The following is an 18,385-nucleotide window of genomic DNA, read 5'->3' as shown; positions in this document are numbered from 1 at the left end:
GCGTAGATGCGAATCCGTCTTCTTGTTGTGCCGACCCACTCGATTGCCTCCTGCGACCCCGGCTCGGGATATTGCGGTTTGAATTGACCGCGTCGAGGCTACCCGATTCGATACGTTTCCGTTACTCAACCGTGACCTGCGCCTCTTGAAGTGCGCGAAGACGTGACATTCTAGGGGTCCAGCAAAGATGACGAACACGAATAGGTCACGCCGCACAGGGCCCTACCGCATGACGCGACCCCCGCCGCGTCGTGGCGCGGCGGGGGTCGGGGTGGGATGGAGGCTAGCGGCCTGCCACGGCGGGCGTGGTGTCCGACGGGGCGGCAGCCGGGGGAGCGGCGGGATCGACCGGTACGTTCTCGGGCGCGGGGCAGAAGATGAGGCACGGCAACGGGGGCAACGACGGGAGCCCGGGGATCAGGGGCGGCGGAGGTGTCGTCGACGTGGCCGGTGCTTCTGCCGGAGTGTTCGGTGTGGTGGCCGGGAGGCGGGCAAGATCCGCGCCGTCGGCCGCGGCGTCGACGAGACGACCGGGCAGGGGGTCGGCGGACTCGGTGACCTGTCCCGGGGTGGGGGTGCCACCGTTCTTGTATGCGTTCGACCACGTGATGACATTGGCCGCGTAGGCAGCCGAGTTGTTGTACCGCAGGACGGCACGGGTTTGCTGTGCGGGTTCACGAAGGTCCAGCCCCCCGGAGCAGAGGTACCGGGCGGCGGCGAGCGCCGCATCGAACACGTTGTTGGGATCTGCTATGCCGTCGGCATTGCCGTCCGACGCGTACTTGGCCCAGGTGGACGGGATGAATTGCATCGGGCCGACGGCGCGATCATGTTTCGCATCGCCGTCCGTGGCACCCCGGTCGGTGTCCCGGATGACGGCGTTTCCGGCGAGGTGTCCGTCCAGCACCGGTCCGAGGATCGGGGTGATCGTGGTGCCCACCGAATCGGTGCGCCCCCCTCCGGCGTGGCCCGACTCGATGCGCCCGATTCCTGCCAGCAAATGCCACGGCAAGCCGCAGCCGGGCTGGGCGGCCATCATCTCGAGTTCCGCTGATCGGTACGCGTTGAGCACGATCTCGGGGATTCCGAGGGCGCTCAGGATCACCGGCGCGGCGATGAGTGGCGTCCCGCCGGGGACGAGAGGATTCGTCGCGATCGGTGCCGGTGGCGGTGGCGGCGCTGCCCGTTGCGATCTCGCGACACGGGGTGTGGGTGGCACGAACCCCACGGGCGGGAGATAACCGGACAGCGCATCGCCCGTGGTCGACGGAGTGACGGCCCCGAGCGCTGTGGCCTCCTGCGTGGCGGGGGGAAGCACGGAGGCGCCCGCCGCCGGCGGTACGGCGACAACTGTTGTGCTGCCCGTCGAGGAGCCGACTGTGGCGACCGCGCCCACCATCAACGCCGTGACCGTCAGTAGTCCGCGGATCCGCACCCGATCACCCCTAAGTGATGTGTCTCGATTCACACCGCGTACATCCGGCAAGTTGTGATCGACGTTACAGATCCGTGATGGCTCCCGCTCGGCGAATGGCGGGATTCGCTGTGGCGGACTCGCCCCCGTCTACCTCCGGCCCTGCCTACTTCCGGCGCGAGCCGGTCTCTTCCTGGTCGGCGAGCATTGTCTTGATCTCCTCGAGTTCACGGCGCACGTAGTCGCGGGTGGCTACCTCGCCGACCGCGATACGGAGTGCGGCGAGTTCGCGTGCCAGGAACTCGGTGTCGGCCTTGGTCTGCTCCGCCCGGGATCGATCTTCCTCGAGTGAGACGCGGTCCCGATTCTCCTGTCGGTTCTGGGCCAGGAGGATCAGGGGCGCCGCGTAGGCGGCCTGGGTGGAGAAGGCCAGGTTCAGGAGAATGAACGGGTACGGATCCCACTGCCACCTCACCGCGAAGATGTTGAGCGTTATCCAGATGATCACGAGCACGGTCTGGATGAGGAGATAGCGTCCGGTGCCGAGGAAGCGGGCGAAGTTTTCGCTGGCGCGGCCCACCGCCTCGACGTCGTACGCGAACCGGAAACGCCGGGTGCCCCGCGGGGTGTCGAGGCGCTGCCGGTCGGACAGGCTCCGGGCCGCCACGCTGGCTGCTTTCTCGCTCATCCGTCGATCTCCTCTTCACGCCAGTCCTCAGGGAGGAGATGGTCCAGAACGTCGTCGACGGTGACCGCGCCGATCAGATGGTTCTCGTCGTCCACCACCGGGCCGCAAACGAGGTTGTAGGTGGCGAAGTACCGGGTCACCGCGGCCAGCGAATCGTCGGCCGCCAGGGACGGCATCTCCGTGTCGAGGAGTCCGCCGACGAGGCTCGCCGGCGGCTCACGAAGCAGCTTCTGCAGATGAACACAACCCAGGAAACGGCCGGTGGGAGTGGCCGTCGGCGGCCGGACCACGAACACCATGCTCGCCAGGGCGGGTGTCACATCCTCGTTCCTGGCCCGTGCCAGAGCCTCGGCGACGGTCGCCGACGCCGTCAGCACCACCGGCTCGGGCGTCATCAGGCCACCCGCGGTATCGGGTGAGTGTGCGAGGAGTCGCCGGACCGGTTCGGAGTCCTGCGGATCCATCAGCTGCAGCAGCGACTCCGCCTCGGTCGCGGGGAGTTCGCCGAGCAGGTCCGCGGCGTCGTCCGGATCCATCGCCTCGAGGACGTCGGCGGCCCGCTCCACTTCGAGATGCATGAGGAGATCTGTCTGATCGTCGGCAGGCATCTCCTGCACGACGTCGGCGAGGCGCTCGTCGTCGAGCGCGACGGCGAGTTCGTGCCTGCGTTTCTCCGGTAACTCGCGCATGGCGTTGGCGACATCGGCGGGGCGCATCCCCTCGTACTGCATCAGGAGCGCGGAGACCCCCTGCCCCGGCAGCGAGAGGTCACTGTGGGTGAGGCCCTGCACATGCTGCCATTCCACGATGTGGATGGCCGCTCGCCTGCCGAGCCGCCCGCGCTGCCCGCGCACGGCCACCTTGGAGACCACCCAGTCACGGGTGCGGGTGAGCTCGATGCCGAGGTCGACCACGACCGTGTCGACGTCGTGGAGTTCCGGGAGCTCCGGGTCGTCCACCCGGACGCGCGAATCCAGCACCTGGGCGAGCGCGAGGACCTCGCCGGGGCGCTGGGTGAAACGGCGCAAGCTGACGTTGCCCGTGGTGAGTGTCACCGAGCTCGGTTCTATCGCTGTGACGCGGAGCATCGGGACGAAGATGCGCTTGCGCGTGAACAATTCGATGACCAGGCCGAGCACCCGCGGCTGCTGTCGGCCGATACGGACGGTGAGGACCACGTCTCGCACACGGCCGATCGATTCACCGTCGGGGCCGAGTACCACCAGGCCGGCCAGCCTGGCTGCAAAAACCTTGTTCGCAGCTGCCATGATTGCCAGGCTAGATCGTTGCACAGAGATACAGGGAATCGAACGCCCACAGGCAATGGAGGTCCATCCGTCATGAGTTCCGTGTACAGGCCGCGGCGGTCCGTCCTCGCCGTGCCCGGTAGCAGTCGCAAGATGATCGACAAGGCCAAGGGACTGCCTGCGGACGAGATCTTCCTCGACCTCGAGGATGCGGTGGCACCGCTCGCCAAGCAGGAAGCCCGGGGCACCATCGCCGAGGCGCTGGCCGAAGACGGGTGGGGTGACCAGATCAAGGTTGTCCGGGTGAACGACTGGACCACCGAGTGGACGCACGCCGATGTGGCGGAGGTCGTCGGGCGGGCCGGCGATCACCTCGATGCCATCCTGCTGCCGAAGGTTCCCGATGCCAGTCATGTTCAGGCACTCGATCTCCTGCTGACCCAGATCGAGAAGGCCAACGGTCTCGAGGTCGGGCGGATCGGCATCGAGCCGCAGATCGAGAATGCGATCGGGCTCACCAACATCGACGCGATCGCAACGGCGAGTCCGCGCGTGCAGACGCTCGTCTTCGGACCCGCCGATTTCATGGCGAGTATCAACATGCGCACCCTTGTGGTGGGCGAGCAGCCGGACGGATACGACCGCGGCGATGCATATCATCACATCCTCATGACGATTCTCATGGCTGCCCGCGCTCACGGTGTCCAGGCCATCGACGGCCCCTGCCTCCAGATCCGGGACGTCGACGCATTCCGGCGTTCGGCGCTGCGCACCGCCGCGCTGGGATTCGACGGCAAGTGGGTGCTGCATCCGACGCAGATCGAGGCGGCCAACGAGGTATTCAGTCCACGCCAGGACGACTATGACCGGGCGGAACTGATCCTGGACGCCTACGAATTCCACACCTCCGCTGCGGGCGGCCGACGCGGCGCGGTGATGCTGGGCGACGAAATGATCGATGAGGCGAGCCGGAAGATGGCGCTCGTGATCTCGGCCAAGGGCCGGGCTGCGGGCATGAATCGGACCACCGAGTTCACAGCACCTGACGGGGGATAGCGCGAGCAGGCAGAATGGGACTTGCAGGACCGGATCCTGCGAAGAGGACCATACGAGGAGACCAGCTGACGATGACGAATCCACTAGGACAATCCAACGGGTCGCGGCGTGGGGCCTTGCCGGAGCCTCCCACGGGTTGGCCCATCGGTTCGTACCCCACCTACGCGGAGGCGCAGCGTGCGGTCGACTACCTCTCCGATCAGCAGTTCTCGGTGCAGGACGTCACGATCGTGGGGGTTGACCTCATGCAGGTCGAGCGAGTGCTCGGCCGACTCACCTGGGCCAAAGTCATTGGGGGCGGCATTGTTTCGGGCGCCTGGCTCGGTGTCTTCTTCGGTCTGTTGCTCGGCATCGTCACCGGCGGATTCCTGGCACCACTCGTCGTGGGCATCGTCGGTGGCGTCATCTTCGGATTGATCTCCACCAGCATCCCGTATGCGGCCACCCGCGGCACCCGCGACTTCGCGTCCACGATGCAGTTGGTGGCGGGTCGGTACGACGTGCTGTGCGAGCCCAAGAGTGCGGAGGCGGCGCGGGACATGCTGGCCAAGCTGGCGATCTGACGGGTTCTGCCGATTGCGGCGAGATCACGATCTCGCCGCTTTCACCGTCTTCGCGGCGATTCGATCCGGTGCGCCGGTGATCTTCGATACGTTTACGGCGCAATGCGAGGGGCCTGCTCTTCGCGGAAACTGCCAACCTGTCGGTGGAGTGCGTTGTCCGGCGGTAGTCAGGAGGCGGCTGTGCTGGGTCGATCACCAGGAGCCGGTCGATCAGTGAAGTGGGGACTGCTCGGCGCAGCAGCGGCCCTGACCATTCCCCTGTTCACTGCGTGCGGTTCGTCGGAGAACGGCATCGTACTCAGTTTCTATACCGCGGCCGACGGCGCGGAACAGTACGCGGAGGCCGCGGCCAATTGCACGGCGGCAGCAGGTGGCCGGTACACCGTGGAGCAACGCACACTGCCGAAAGGCGCGGACGATCAGCGACTTCAGCTGGCCCGTCGCCTCACCGGCAATGACTCCTCGCTCGACATCATGACCCTCGACGTGGTGTGGACCGCCGAGTTCGCGGAGGCCGGGTGGGCGTTGCCGCTTCCGCCCGATGTCGCGGCGGAGGTCTCCGAGGGCACACTCGAGGGCCCGCTCCAATCGGCCACGTGGCAGGACCGGTTGTACGCGGCGCCGCTCAACACCAACACCCAGTTGCTCTGGTACCGCAAGGACCTCATGCCCGGCGGTCAGCCGCCGCAGACCTGGGACCAGATGATCGACATCGCCGAGGGGCTGGCCGTGGAGGGCCGTCCCAGCTGGATCGGGGTTCAGGGAAAGCAGTACGAGGGTCTGATGGTGTGGTTCAACACCCTGCTCGCCAGCGCGGGCGGGTCCGTCGTCGGGGACGACGGGACCACCGTGACGGTGGCGGACGGCGATGCCGCGCTGCGGGCTCTCGAGATCATGAAGGGGGTGGCGGCGGCGCAGGGCGCAGATCCCTCGGTGTCGCAGGGTGACGAGGCGTCGTCACGGCTGGGCATGGAGAGTGGAAACGCTGCGTTCCAAGTCAATTGGCCTTTCGTTCTGCCGGGCATCATCGAGAACGCGGAAAAGGGCGACCTGCCCTTCATCGACGAGAAGGGCAATGTGACACCCGTGAACACGGGCAACACGGTGCTCACCGTCGACGGTCGGCAGAACTTCCTGCCGGCGCCCTATCCGTCGGTCGTGCCGGGCCGGCCTGCCGAGGTGACGATCGGTGGTTTCAACATCGCTGTCGCGAACACCAGCAAGCACCCGGACCTCGCGTTCGACGCCGTCTCCTGCCTGCGCAACGTAGAGAATCAGCGGAACAACGCGGTCAACGGTGGTGTTCCGCCGACGCTGTCGAGTCTGTACGACGATCCCGCATTCCAGGAGGCGTATCCCGCGTGGAAAGAGGTGCGAGAGGGTCTCGACACCGCGGCCGTTCGTCCGGTGTCGCCGGCGTACCAGAGCATCTCGACCCTGATCACCGCCACGCTCAACCCGGTAGGTGACATCGATCCGCCGCGCACCGTCGACGAACTCGCCGAACAGGTCCGCAAGGCGGTCAACTCGGAAGGGTTGATTCCGTGACGACCGAAGCAGCAGAGGCAGAACGCGCCGAGGAGCCACTGGTGGCGACGAAGAAGCAGATCTCGGAGGGCAAGAAGGCCGAACGCCGGCTGGGCCTGTGGCTGGTGGCTCCCGCGGCGATCCTGATGATCGCGGTGACGGCTTATCCCGTCGTCTATGCGGTGTGGTTGAGCCTGCAGCGTTACGACCTCCGGTTCCCGGGCGACCGGAAATTCGTGGGTCTGTCGAACTACGTGTCGGTGCTGTCGGACGGGTATTGGTGGCAGGCGTTCGTGGTCACGGTGACCATCACGGCGGTGTCGGTGGTGATCGAGTTCGTGCTGGGGCTGATCCTGGCACTGATCATGCACCGGACTCTGGTGGGGAAGGGACTCGTCCGGACGGTGGTGTTGATCCCGTACGGAATAGTCACCGTGGCCGCGGCGTACAGCTGGTACTACGCATGGACGCCGGGAACGGGATACCTCGCGAATCTGCTACCCGACGGCAGTGCTCCACTGACCCAGCAGATCCCGTCGCTCGCGATCATCGTGCTCGCCGAGGTGTGGAAGACGACACCGTTCATGGCACTGCTGCTGCTCGCCGGGCTGGCGCTCGTTCCCGACGATCTCCTCAAGGCGGCTCAGGTGGACGGAGCAGGAGCCTGGACGCGGCTGGTGCGCATCATCCTGCCGCTGATGAAACCCGCGATACTGGTGGCCCTGCTGTTCCGCACACTCGACGCGTTCCGGATCTTCGACAACATCTATGTGCTGACCAGGGGAGCCAACGACACCGGGTCGCTGTCGATTCTCGGTTACGACAACCTGTTCAAGGCCTTCAACCTCGGTATCGGCTCGGCGATCAGCGTGCTCATCTTCCTGTGTGTCGCCGTACTGGCGTTCGTGTTCATCACACTCTTCGGTGCTTCGGCTCCCGGGTCCGACGCGGATGGAAACCTATAATCATGGCCGTCGTCGACACACCTCGCCGCAAGATCAGCTGGTCGGTGGTCAACCTACTTGTGCTGCTCTACGCGCTGGTCCCGGTGCTGTGGATCGCCAGCTTGTCCTTCAAGCCGGCGGGAACCATCAAGGACGGCAAGTTCATCCCGGAGAAGTGGACGCTCGACAACTATCGGGGAATCTTCGAGACCGACGCGTTCACCAGTGCCTTGATCAACTCCATCGGGATCGGCCTGATTGCCACCGTGATCGCGGTGGTGATCGGCACGATGGCGGCGTATGCCATTGCTCGCCTGGATTTTCCGGGAAAGAAGCTCTTGGTGGGCGTAGCTCTGCTGATCGCGATGTTCCCGCAGATCTCCCTGGTGAGTCCGCTGTTCGAGATCGAGCGCAGGCTCGGCCTGTTCGACACATGGGCCGGTCTGATCTTGCCGTACATCACTTTCGCGCTCCCGCTGGCCATCTACACACTCTCGGCCTTTTTCAAGGAGATCCCGTGGGAACTCGAGAAGGCGGCCAAGATGGACGGCGCCACGCCGGGGCAGGCGTTCCGCAAGGTGGTGGCGCCGCTGGCGGCCCCGGGCATCGTCACCGCGGCGATCCTCGTCTTCATCTTCTGCTGGAACGATCTTCTGTTCGCGATCTCGCTGACCTCGACGGAACGTTCCATCACCGCGCCGGCGGCGATCGCGAACTTCACCGGCGCCTCACAGTTCGAGGAACCCACGGGGTCGATCGCCGCCGCTGCGATGGTCATCACGATTCCGATCATCATCTTCGTGCTGTTGTTCCAACGACGCATCGTGGCCGGTCTGACATCCGGCGCAGTGAAGGGATAGGCGACCTGCTTGCAGGGTCGACTCGTTTGGATAGGCGACCTGCTTGCAGGGTCGACCGTTTGGATAGGCGACCTGCTTGCAGGGTCGACGCATCAAGGAGGGCCCATGGCCGAGATTGTGCTGGACAAGGTGACGAAGCTGTACCCGGACGGTGCCAAGGCGGTGAGCGATGTCGACATCACGATCGCGGACGGGGAGTTCATCATCCTGGTCGGGCCTTCCGGCTGCGGAAAGTCCACCACCCTCAACATGATTGCGGGACTCGAGGACATCTCTTCCGGGGAACTGCGCATCGCAGGCGAACGGGTGAACGAGAAGGCTCCGAAGGACCGGGACATCGCGATGGTGTTCCAGTCCTACGCGTTGTATCCGCACATGACGGTGCGGGAGAACATCGCGTTTCCGCTGACCCTCGCGAAGATGTCGAAGTCGGAGATCGCGGCCAAGGTGAACGAAGCGGCCAAGATCCTGGACCTCACCCAGCATCTCGATCGCAAGCCGTCCAACCTGTCGGGCGGTCAGCGGCAACGGGTCGCGATGGGGCGTGCGATCGTCCGCAGCCCCAAGGCGTTCCTGATGGACGAGCCGCTGTCGAATCTCGACGCCAAGCTCCGCGTCCAGATGCGCACCGAGATCGCCCGGTTGCAGCAGCGGCTGGGCACTACCACCGTCTACGTCACCCACGATCAGACCGAAGCCATGACTCTCGGCGACCGGGTGGTGGTCCTTCGCGGGGGCGTCGTGCAGCAGATCGGAGCCCCTCAGGAGTTGTACGACCACCCCCACAACCTGTTCGTGGCCGGGTTCATCGGTTCACCGTCGATGAACTTCTTCCCGGGACAGCTGTCGGTCGGGGGTGTGTCGACCCCGCTGGGCGACTTCACGTTGCCGCCTCGGAGTCTCGACGCGATCGCCTCGTCGAAGTCGGGGAAGGACGTGGTGGTGGGCATCCGCCCGGAGCATTTCGAGGATGTGGCGCTGATCGATCCCCAGCAGAAGGCGAACGGCGCCACGTTCACCGCCGCCGTCGACGTTCTCGAGTCGATGGGCTCGGACAAGTACGTCTACTTCACTGCGGAGGGGCCGCGGGTGACGTCACGCGAACTCGAGGAACTCGCGGCCGACTCGGGAACAGCGGTGGCGGGCGGTGGCCAGCTGGTGGCGCGACTGTCCGCGGAATCGTCGGTGGCGGAGGGCGGTCCGGTGGAGCTCTGGTTCGATCCTGCCAAGATCGCCCTGTTCGATCAGGACTCGGGGGCCAATATCACTCGCTGACCCGCTGCCGGGGGTGGCCGGTGTTCGCGCCGCCGAGGCCGCCGACCGTGCCCCACTCGGCGGCCAGTGCGGTCGCAAGGACCTCCTCCTCCTCGTCTGCGGAGGGGGTGCGTGCCAGTCGGGTGATGCCGAACAGCGGAAGCAGTCCCGCCGCGGCGGCCGCGGCTGCACCGACGACGAACGCGACGACGTACGCGGACTCGGTGGGGATGCCCGTTCCGGGCAGGGTGATGCCGGCGAGAAGGGCTGCGATCAGCGCGCTGGCGAACGAGCTGCCGACCGAGCGGGCGATCGAGTTGATGCTGTTGGCCACGCCGGTTTCGTCCTGCCGTACCTCCGCGACCAGAAGCGACGGCAGGGTGGCGAAGGCGAGGCTGATGTAGGTGTTGATCAGCACGATCGCGGTGATGACCTGCCACGTTCGATCGTGGGCGAGGATGAACACCACGAACCCGATGACACCGACGACGCTCGCGAAGATGAGGGTGCGTCGGGAACTGAAGCGGTGGACGAGCCGGCCGCTCAGAATGGACGCCACGACTCCGCTGATCGCGCCGGGCAGCAGGTACACGGTGCTGGCCTCGAGGACGGTCGCCCCGAACCCGTACCCGGCGGCCGCCCGTGGTGTCTGGACGAAGTACGAACTGCCCAGGAACATCACGAACATCGATATGCCGACGGCGAGCGCTGCGAGATGGGTGACGAGAACGGGTGGGTTGGTGAGGAGCCGGGGCGGGACGAGCGGTTCGGCCACCGTGCGTTCGTAGAGGAACCAGCCGATCAGGACGAGAACTCCGGCAACCCCGCAGACGATGGTCGCGGGCGATCCCCAGCCCCAGGAGCCTCCTTCCGAGAGTGCGAGCAATCCGAGGGCCAGGCCGACGGCCAATCCGAGCGCGCCGATCCAGTCGATGGACCCTTCGCTCGAACGTGATCGCCGGGGAACTGTGCGCCACGCGAGGATCAGTGCGGCGGCGGTGACGGCGGTGGAGAGCCAGAAGATTCGGTGGAAGTCCGCGCCGTCCGAGACGAGAATGCCGGTGAGGACGATGCCGAAGCAACCACCGAACCCGAGCGTTCCGGAGAGGATGCCCATGGAGCCCGTCAGCCGCTCCGGTGGAAGCTCGTCGCGCAGGACGGCGATGCCGATCGGGAAGAGCGCGTACGAGACGCCCTGCAGGATCCGGGCGAAGATCAGTACGCCCACGGTGGTCGAGACGGCACCGAGCAGTGATCCCAGGAGCACCACGACGAGGATGCCCAGCAGAACGGGGCGTTTGCCGCGCAGATCCGCGAGCCGGCCGAGAACGGGCGTGGCGGTGGCTGCCGCGAGCAGGTTCCCGGTGAGCAGCCACCCCACCGCTGTGGGTCCGACGCCCAATTGCTCGCCGATGGTGCCGACGATGGGCACCACCAGGGTCTGCAGAACGGCGACAATCATCACGACGAAGCACATGACGGGCAGGAGTCCTCTGGCGGCGGGCTTCGATCCGGCGGCCATACGGGTCCTCCTGCTTGTTTTCTGTCACACGCTGTCTGGTAAGTCACGGTACTGGGGCTAACTAACGAGGGGGACACGGTGGGCACTGAACGAATCTCGAACCGGGCGCTGGGACGGGCCACGCTCGCCCGGCAGGCACTGCTGGTCCGCTCGGACAAGTCTCCTTTCGAGATGATCGAACACCTCTGCGGGCTCCAGTCGCAGGCGCCGTTGCCGCCGTACTTCGCATTGTGGGCACGAGTGAAAGGATTCCGTCCCCACGAGCTGTCTCGGCTGATCGAGAACCGTGAGGTGGTGCGGATCGTCGCGATGCGCGGGACCGTGTTCGCCCTGTCGGCATCGGACGCACTGCTGTTCCGGCCACTGATGCAGGCGACTCTCGACCGTGACCTCCTCACCAACACACAGCACCGGAAGGGTCTGGCCGGGATCGATCGTGACGCGCTCGCGGACGCCGCACGCGAATTGCTGCGGGACTCCGCGCTCAGTGGACTGCAGATGCGTCCTCTACTGGAGGAACGCTTCCCCGGACGCGACGGCGCCGCCCTCGCCCACGGCGTCCGTGGCCTCGTACCGCTCGTGCAGGTTCCGCCGCGCGGGGTGTGGGGCAAATTCGGTCCGCCCGCGTTGACGACGCTGGAGTCGTGGGTGGGCCGCTCACCGGCGTCCGAGCCATCGATCGACTCGCTGTTACTGCGCTATCTTGCGGCTTTCGGTCCCGCGAGTGTGCGCGACGCCCAGGCCTGGTCGGGGCTCAGCCGTCTCGGGGAGGTCATCGACCGCCTGCGCCCGGGGCTGCGGGTGTTCACGGGGGAGTCGGGTGCCGAACTGTTCGATCTTCCGGATTCGCCCAGACCGCCGGCGGACGTCCGCGCACCGGTCCGCATCCTGGCGCCGTTCGACAACGTGCTGCTGTCCCACGCGGACCGCAGTCGCATCCTCGACCTCGAACTACGGGCGCGGGTCTTCACCCGGAACGGCATTGTCAAGCCTGCTGTTCTGGTCGACGGCAGAGTGTCGGCAGTCGTCACCATCGTGACCGAGAAGTCCACGGCGGTACTGGAAGTCGAGCCTCTGACCGGGCTTGCGAAGACGCACGTATCGGCCATCGAGGCGGAAGCACGGCGACTGCTGGCATTCGCACATCCGGACGCGCCGGACCGTGCGGTGCGGTGGCGGGAGTGACCGTCATCCCGGAGCGGATCTGTGTCGGCGAGGTGCCTGCCGGCTCAACTCGGCGATGATCTCGTCGTTCCAGGTGTGGCTGCGCACCAGCCGGTACCGCTGCCAGGCAATCCACAGATACGCCTCGGCATCGGTGTGGCCGAGCAGCATGTCTGCAGCGCGCAGCATCCGCACGACCGGCAGGAATTCTTCCCCGAACCAGCGCCGGGCCACGATCTCCCGGCTCATGAACTCGCCCGCCTCCTGCATGAGCCGAAATCCCCACGCCTCCACGGGCTCTCCCAGTTGGGCGTACTCCCACGGGTCGGTGACGACCACGGCGTCCCGTTGCGTGCCGGCCAGCGGAACGCGGGTCAGGAACAGCCGGCGATGATCCTTGACCACCAGGTCGGCGCGCTGGCTGATCCCGTCCGGCGAGATCCGGGTGAGGATCTCGGTGACGTACGCGTCGATGGTGCTCCAGTGCATCGCGTAGGCGATGGAGACACGGTGGTGGCCGTCGCCGACGAAATGCATCGAACCCAGATGGGTGGTACCGACTCACCGCGACGCTGGGCTGTGGCGAGCCGTTGCCAGCGTTCACGTAGCCGGACGGAGGTGGGACGGAAGTAGCGGTCGAAGTCGTGGGTGCGGTCGACGCTGCCGACGATGGACGCCACCGGAATCGATTGCAGGCCCAGGGGCCGTTCGCCGGTCCGCCCGAGCGCAGCGACCACTTCGTCGAACGGCAGAATCCGATTGACGTCGTCGGGTTCGCGGCGCAGCCAGTTCACCAGTCGCGACAGTTCTGCGCGCCGGCGCTGCGGGCAACCCGGCCCGCATCCATCCGGCTCGGCCGGCGGCGTATCCGGACAGGTCGGGGTCGTGGTTGCCCGGAGCGAACGCGCAGGGTGCGTCGAGCACGTCGACGAGGTATTCCAAGTAGTCGAACGGCAGATCGCCCGCGCCGAGGATCAGGTCGACGTCCATGGTGCGTACCTGCGGACTCCAGAGCCCGGCGTTCGTCTCGTCGGACACCGCGAGCACCCAGACCATACTTCGAAGTTGCCTGGTCTCGAAGACCTGGCCTCGAAGCGACCGGCCAGGCAGGGCGGACGACGGCGGAGCGGGGTCGATGGTTTGATGGCGGTGTGACTGACAGTGTTGTGGCCGCCGTTCGCGCGCATCTGCTCGAGCAGATCGGCGGGCCGGAACCGACTGCGGCGTCGGTGACGTTCCTGGGCGTCGAGCCGCTCGACGTCCTGCGGTTCGCGCCCGACGACGAGGGCAGAATCCGGTACGTGACCATCGGGTGTTCCCGGCACCCGATGGGTGACCCGGGTGAGCTGGTGGCCGATCCGACTCGGGGTCCGCGTGCCGAACTGATCCTCACGCTGCGCGGTGGCGCGGGGGTTGCGTCCGGAGTTGCGCGCACGCTGGCGATCCTGGCGGCGGCACCGTCGGTGGAGGGCGTGGTCCTCGTCCGGGACGCGCTGCTCGACCTGGGTGAGCCGCTGTGGAAGGACGCGCCGTTCACAGCGGTGCTGCTCGGTGACTCGACGATTCCCGACCTGCCCCTGCCCGAGCCTGCCGAACCCGTCCGCTTCCTCGCCGCGGTGCCGATCACCGGGACCGAGGCTGCCTGGGTGCGGTTGCGCGGCGCGGAGGCCTTGCGCGAGGCGTGGACAGAAGCCGGGATCGACGTGTTCGACCCGCAGCGAGGAGCCGCGTCGCTCTGATGGTTCGCGCTAGAGCCAGTGATTGCGGCGGAACGTCACGAACAGACCCACCGCGGTGAGCGTGATGAATGTGATCACGGCGTGATAGCCGAATTCCCAATGTAATTCGGGCATGTTGTCGAAATTCATTCCGTAGATACCCGCGATCATCGTCGGGACGGCCGCGATCGCGACCCACGCCGAAATCTTGCGCATGTCCGTGTTCTGCTGCACGGCCACCTTGGCGAGTGCGGCATCCACCAGTGAGCTGAGGATCTCGTCGTATTCACCGATCCGCTCGGCGACGATGGTGTGGTGATCGAGAGCGTCTCGGAAGTACCGCCGCACCTCCTTGGGCACGGGATTGCCCGGTGACCGGGTGAGCGTGATCAGTGGATTGGAGAGCGGGTTCACCGACTTGCGTAGTTCGACGACCTCCCGTTTGAGGAGGTAGATGTGCTCGATCGCGACGGTGTTGCGGGGGCTGAAGACCGCTGCCTCCATGGCGTCCACGTCCTCTTCGATGGACTGGGTGACGTCGAGGTAGGTGTCCACCACGTGGTCGGCGATGGCATGGAGCACCGCGAAGGGGCCCAGGGCGAGCCGTTCCGGATTCCCCTCGAGCGCTTCGCGTACCTCCGAGAGTCCGGAATGGTCGCCGTGGCGCACGGTCAGGACGTAGTCGGCGCCGACGAACACCATGATCTCGCCGGTCTCCACGATTTCGCTGGCGGTGGCCACCGACTCGTGTGGAACGTACTTGACAGTGCGCAGCACCAGCACGAGGACGTCGTCGTAGCGTTCGAGCTTCGGGCGCTGGTGGGCGTGGACGGCGTCCTCGACGAGCAGTTCGTGCAGACCGAACGTCCCGGCCACATCCTCCATCTGTCCTTCGTCGGGTGCGAGAAGTCCGACCCAGGCGAACCCCTCGCCACGTCGCCGCACCTCGGCGAGAGCAGCCTGATACGTGTATTTGCCGGGTAACCGGGCACCGTCGACATACACGGCGCAGTCCACCACGGCCCGCGCGGTGGGAATGCGGATCCGCGGTCCCGGATCCTTGTGCCCGCTGTGCATCGGGCGTGAGGGCATGGACGGCACGCGGGGCGCTCCCTTCGCTTTCGGGCAGCCGAGACGCTGCTCCCGAATGGTACGTCGGCGCCGGATGACGACCGGCAGGTTCCGCGACACGTCGGGTCCGGCGGCCGCGGGCTCTCATCGCTCCGCCGGAACCTGACAGACTGGTGCGGTGCTCATCGATCTTCACACCCACTCGACGGCCTCGGACGGCACCGACAGTCCGACGGATCTCATGCGCGCGGCCGGCGCGGCGGGTCTCGATGTCGTGGCGATCACCGATCACGACACCACTGCGGGGTGGGCAGAAGCGGTAAGCGCCCTGCCTGCCGGACTCACGCTCGTACGCGGAATGGAGATGTCCTGCGAAGGCCGGGGCGAGGACGGGTGGCCGGTGGCCGTGCACCTGCTCGCATACCTCTTCGACCCGGATCACCGGGCATTCGCGCGCGAGCGGGAGCGCCTGCGGACCGAGCGGATCGTCCGTATCCGCGCCATGGCGGAGTTGATGATGGAAGACGGTCTCCCCATCGACGCCGAAGAGGTCCTCGCCGAAGCGGGCCCGGCGGCCGGTCGTCCCCATCTTGCGCGGGCACTCATCCGCGCCGGGGTGGTCGGCACCGTCGACGAGGCCTTCGTGGAGTACCTGGCACCGCGGGGCCGGTACTTCGTGCACAAGGCCGACACACCTCTCGACGAGGCTGTAGCGCTGGTGGCGGAGGCCGGGGGAGTGAGCGTCCTGGCCCACGCTCGCGCGCGGCTGAGAGGGCGACTGCTGGCGCTCGACCACGTCCGCGATCTCGTGGATACCGGCCTGCACGGACTCGAGGTTCATCATCCGGACCACTCGGCGTCCGATGCGCGGGTATTGCAGGAACTGGCCGTCGAACTCGGTCTCGTCGTCACCGGCTCATCCGACTATCACGGGTCGAACAAGTCGGTTCCGCTGGGGCAATTCGGTACGGACGTCGCCGAGTTCGAGACGCTGATATCGAAAGCGTCGGGGGTGCCGGTGGTTTGGCAATGAACTGGATCTCGCGCGGGAGCACTGCCATGACATCTCACGACTCCGATCGGTACGACACCCACCGTGCCGGTCCCCGCGGCGCAGACCCGTCGAGGGCGTTACCCCCGGTCCGTCCGGGTGCGGTCGCCGTCCCGCGCAGGAGCCCGCTCATGGTCAGGGCTGCGCGCGCGCTGAGCGGTGCAGTCGCCGCGGGCCTGGTGATTCTGTGTCTCGTGGTCATCGGTTCCGCATATGTGGGTGGAGGCAAGGGCTTTCCGGGGCCGGGTGCAGTGTCGATCACCGCGCACGTCGTGGGAGCGGTGATCGCGATCGTGGCGCAGAGAGTCGCCGACCGCCGCGACGGTCTCGGCGCCGTCGTCGCATCCCTGCTCGTCATCGTGGTGGCGGCGCTGCTGCTCGTCACCCAGTGGTGGGGATGACGACATCCTCCCGATTGGCGCACCCCGGTCGGTGAACGTTCCGTAACTCAATTCTCACAGGTAGACGGCGGAAAAGGTGAGACATCTGACGGCCGGGGCGATTTGATTGTGCATCGCGGTCAGTGGCAGACTTGGGAGACTCCGACGTCGGCGCCACCGCCCTTCGGCGGGGGTTTTATGGCAGCGTTGCCAGGGCTCACCCGCCCAGCGCCATTACGCTTCGGAAGTTCTGCGGCAATCGTGATCGCGCGACCGGAAGCTTCAACTAGTTGTCGTTTCGTGGAGTGACCACGTAGATCAGCGCCGATCCACATGGTTACTTCTCAGTAACCCGGCCCCGAGTGAGCCTGGTATGAGCAGGAGTGTCATCGTGTCCATCGTGTCTGAAGCCACTACACCGCAAAAGGTCGAGTTGACCGACGAGGAGATCTTCGCCGGCCATGTCGGAGGAAAGTTGTCGGTAGAGACGACGGCGCCTCTCGATTCCCAACGTGCCCTGTCCATCGCGTACACCCCGGGCGTCGCACAGGTCAGCCGCGCCATCGCCGCGGACGAGACGCTGGCCGATCGTTACACCTGGACCAGCCGTCTGGTCGTCGTCGTCAGCGATGGTTCCGCGGTGCTCGGCCTGGGCGACATCGGCCCGCGCGCGTCGCTCCCGGTGATGGAGGGCAAGTCGGCCCTCTTCAAGAGCTTCGCGGGCCTCAACTCCATTCCGCTGGTTCTCGACACGAAGGATCCTGACGAGATCGTCGAGACCCTCATCCGGCTGCGCCCGAGCTTCGGTGCGGTCAACCTCGAGGACATCTCGGCCCCGCGCTGCTTCGAGATCGAGCGACGCGTCATCGAGGCCCTCGACTGCCCCGTCATGCACGACGACCAGCACGGCACCGCCATCGTGGTGCTCGCCGCGCTGATGGGTGCGGTGAAGGTGCAGGGTCGCGACATCAAGACGCTGCGCGTCGTGATCTCCGGGGCAGGCGCCGCAGGTGTGGCGTGTGCCAACATGCTGCTCGCCGCCGGCATCAGCGATGTCACGGTCCTCGACTCCAAGGGCATCGTGTCCAGCGGCCGGGAGGGCCTCAACGACATCAAGATCGACCTGGCCGGGCGCACCAACCCGGCGGGCCGGCACGGCGGCATCATCGAAGCCCTCGACGGCGCGGACGTCTTCCTCGGCGTGTCTGCCGGCACCGTTCCGGAAGAGGTCATCGCGACGATGGCGGAGAACTCGATCGTGTTCGCGCTGTCGAACCCGGATCCGGAGATTCACCCCGAGGTCGCCCGCAGGCACGCGGCGATCGTCGCCACCGGGCGCAGCGACTTCCCCAACCAGATCAACAACGTGCTCGCCTTCCCCGGTGTGTTCCGTGGTGCGCTCGACGCCGGTGCCCGCAGGATCACGGAGGGAATGAAGCTTGCCGCCGCCGAGGCAATCCACTCGGTCGTCGGTGACGAGCTGGCTGTGGACAAGATCGTTCCCAGCCCGCTCGACCCTCGCGTCGCCCCCGCTGTCGCGGAGGCAGTTGCCGCCGCTGCTCGCGCAGAAGGTGTCACGGACTAGCGAGATTCGCACGACACCCCGGCGCCGGAACCCGCACCCTCGGTTCCGGCGCCGGGGTGTGTGCGTTGGTGGCCGCGTCGAAGCCTGCCGGTTCCCGGCGCCGATGCCCACACGGCGAGTGCCAGGAGACCGTCCACCACGAGGGCCAGAACGGTCGCGTGCTCGTCGGCGCAAGTCTTCCGAGACCGCGGCGACTGAGATCGAAGCGAGGGGTGCGCATGGGGTTCTTCCCGTTGTCGCCGAGCTGCGAGGCGCTACCGTGCCGTCGGTGGGCCGGTGTAACGATAGGAGCGCGGGGAACACCGTTTTCGACCAGCTCGAATCGAAGGAAGGCGTGAGGT

General features: G+C 66.5%; 15 protein-coding genes and 4 pseudogenes. 11 read left to right on the top strand and 8 right to left on the bottom strand.

What is annotated here, in order from left to right; translation table 11 throughout:
* Positions 1 to 283: 283 nt before the first annotated feature.
* From WAW17_RS23865 to WAW17_RS23855, 3 genes are all read right to left on the bottom strand, one after another.
* Positions 284 to 1,435, bottom strand: coding sequence for a lytic transglycosylase domain-containing protein (locus tag WAW17_RS23865; RefSeq protein ID WP_422335373.1), 1,152 nt, complete (start codon positions 1,433 to 1,435; stop codon positions 284 to 286).
* Between the two features lie 145 nt (positions 1,436 to 1,580).
* Positions 1,581 to 2,102 (bottom strand): DUF1003 domain-containing protein, encoded by a 522-nt coding sequence (locus WAW17_RS23860; protein ID WP_422335372.1) that lies wholly within the window; start codon positions 2,100 to 2,102, stop codon positions 1,581 to 1,583.
* On the bottom strand, positions 2,099 to 3,370 hold the full coding sequence (locus WAW17_RS23855; RefSeq protein WP_422335371.1) for a magnesium transporter MgtE N-terminal domain-containing protein: 1,272 nt from the start codon (positions 3,368 to 3,370) through the stop codon (positions 2,099 to 2,101). Before WAW17_RS23855 ends, WAW17_RS23860 begins: the two co-directional genes overlap by 4 nt.
* A 72-nt stretch (positions 3,371 to 3,442) precedes the next feature.
* Here WAW17_RS23855 and WAW17_RS23850 point away from each other — a divergent pair, with 72 nt between their 5' ends.
* The 6 genes from WAW17_RS23850 (at position 3,443) to WAW17_RS23825 (ending at position 9,574) form a co-directional block, all read left to right on the top strand.
* Positions 3,443 to 4,405, top strand: coding sequence for an HpcH/HpaI aldolase/citrate lyase family protein (locus tag WAW17_RS23850; protein ID WP_422335370.1), 963 nt, complete (start codon positions 3,443 to 3,445; stop codon positions 4,403 to 4,405).
* A 71-nt stretch (positions 4,406 to 4,476) separates the two neighbouring features.
* Positions 4,477 to 4,968, top strand: a complete 492-nt coding sequence (locus WAW17_RS23845; RefSeq protein ID WP_422335369.1) for a general stress protein — start codon at positions 4,477 to 4,479, stop codon at positions 4,966 to 4,968.
* A 102-nt stretch (positions 4,969 to 5,070) separates the two neighbouring features.
* Complete coding sequence (locus WAW17_RS23840) at positions 5,071 to 6,516, top strand: ABC transporter substrate-binding protein (protein ID WP_422335368.1); 1,446 nt, start codon at positions 5,071 to 5,073, stop codon at positions 6,514 to 6,516.
* The gene (locus tag WAW17_RS23835) at positions 6,513 to 7,460 is read left to right on the top strand and encodes a carbohydrate ABC transporter permease (RefSeq protein WP_422335367.1); all 948 of its coding nucleotides are present in this window, start codon (positions 6,513 to 6,515) and stop codon (positions 7,458 to 7,460) included. The genes WAW17_RS23840 and WAW17_RS23835 overlap by 4 nt, the downstream gene beginning before the upstream one ends.
* A 2-nt stretch (positions 7,461 to 7,462) precedes the next feature.
* Positions 7,463 to 8,299 (top strand): carbohydrate ABC transporter permease, encoded by an 837-nt coding sequence (locus tag WAW17_RS23830; protein ID WP_422335366.1) that lies wholly within the window; start codon positions 7,463 to 7,465, stop codon positions 8,297 to 8,299.
* A 105-nt stretch (positions 8,300 to 8,404) separates the two neighbouring features.
* Positions 8,405 to 9,574 carry an ABC transporter ATP-binding protein gene (locus WAW17_RS23825; protein WP_422335365.1) on the top strand — a complete coding sequence of 390 codons (1,170 nt, stop codon included), beginning with the start codon at positions 8,405 to 8,407 and terminating at the stop codon, positions 9,572 to 9,574.
* Here WAW17_RS23825 and WAW17_RS23820 read toward each other — a convergent pair.
* A pseudogene (locus WAW17_RS23820) lies at positions 9,544 to 11,075 on the bottom strand (MFS transporter). The gene WAW17_RS23825 and the pseudogene WAW17_RS23820 sit on opposite strands and share 31 nt — an antisense overlap.
* A 78-nt stretch (positions 11,076 to 11,153) precedes the next feature.
* Between WAW17_RS23820 and WAW17_RS23815 the strand changes: the two are divergent.
* Entirely contained in the window at positions 11,154 to 12,260 is a 1,107-nt protein-coding gene (locus tag WAW17_RS23815) for a winged helix DNA-binding domain-containing protein (protein WP_422335364.1), read from the top strand.
* 3 nt (positions 12,261 to 12,263) lie between these two features.
* Here WAW17_RS23815 and WAW17_RS23810 read toward each other — a convergent pair.
* Positions 12,264 to 13,063 (bottom strand): annotated as a pseudogene (locus tag WAW17_RS23810) (chromosome partitioning protein ParB); the annotation flags it as partial.
* Positions 13,059 to 13,295, bottom strand: a pseudogene (locus WAW17_RS23805) (metallophosphoesterase); the annotation flags it as partial. The pseudogenes WAW17_RS23805 and WAW17_RS23810, both read right to left, overlap by 5 nt.
* Positions 13,296 to 13,390: 95 nt before the next feature.
* On the opposite strand from WAW17_RS23805, the gene WAW17_RS23800 reads away from it, so the two are divergent.
* On the top strand, positions 13,391 to 13,978 hold the full coding sequence (locus tag WAW17_RS23800; protein WP_422335363.1) for a suppressor of fused domain protein: 588 nt from the start codon (positions 13,391 to 13,393) through the stop codon (positions 13,976 to 13,978).
* 9 nt (positions 13,979 to 13,987) lie between these two features.
* Here WAW17_RS23800 and WAW17_RS23795 read toward each other — a convergent pair whose 3' ends face one another.
* The gene (locus WAW17_RS23795; RefSeq protein ID WP_422335374.1) at positions 13,988 to 15,049 is read right to left on the bottom strand and encodes a magnesium and cobalt transport protein CorA; all 1,062 of its coding nucleotides are present in this window, start codon (positions 15,047 to 15,049) and stop codon (positions 13,988 to 13,990) included.
* Positions 15,050 to 15,206: 157 nt separating this feature from the next.
* Here WAW17_RS23795 and WAW17_RS23790 point away from each other — a divergent pair, with 157 nt between their 5' ends.
* From WAW17_RS23790 to WAW17_RS23780, 3 genes are all read left to right on the top strand, one after another.
* On the top strand, positions 15,207 to 16,061 hold the full coding sequence (locus tag WAW17_RS23790) for a PHP domain-containing protein (RefSeq protein WP_422335362.1): 855 nt from the start codon (positions 15,207 to 15,209) through the stop codon (positions 16,059 to 16,061).
* A gap of 26 nt (positions 16,062 to 16,087) precedes the next feature.
* Complete coding sequence (locus tag WAW17_RS23785; protein ID WP_422335361.1) at positions 16,088 to 16,480, top strand: hypothetical protein; 393 nt, start codon at positions 16,088 to 16,090, stop codon at positions 16,478 to 16,480.
* Positions 16,481 to 16,850: 370 nt separating this feature from the next.
* The gene (locus WAW17_RS23780) at positions 16,851 to 18,044 is read left to right on the top strand and encodes an NAD(P)-dependent malic enzyme (protein ID WP_422335360.1); all 1,194 of its coding nucleotides are present in this window, start codon (positions 16,851 to 16,853) and stop codon (positions 18,042 to 18,044) included.
* Here the strand turns inward: WAW17_RS23780 and WAW17_RS23775 are convergent.
* Positions 18,041 to 18,193 (bottom strand): annotated as a pseudogene (locus WAW17_RS23775) (ABC transporter permease); the annotation flags it as partial. The gene WAW17_RS23780 and the pseudogene WAW17_RS23775 overlap by 4 nt on opposite strands.
* Positions 18,194 to 18,385 lie beyond the last annotated feature (192 nt).

Origin of the sequence: Rhodococcus sp. (in: high G+C Gram-positive bacteria) (genome assembly GCF_049286785.1) — a bacterium.
Taxonomy (GTDB): Bacteria; Actinomycetota; Actinomycetes; order Mycobacteriales; family Mycobacteriaceae; genus Rhodococcus_F.
This window is presented reverse-complemented; position numbering and strand designations above follow the sequence as displayed.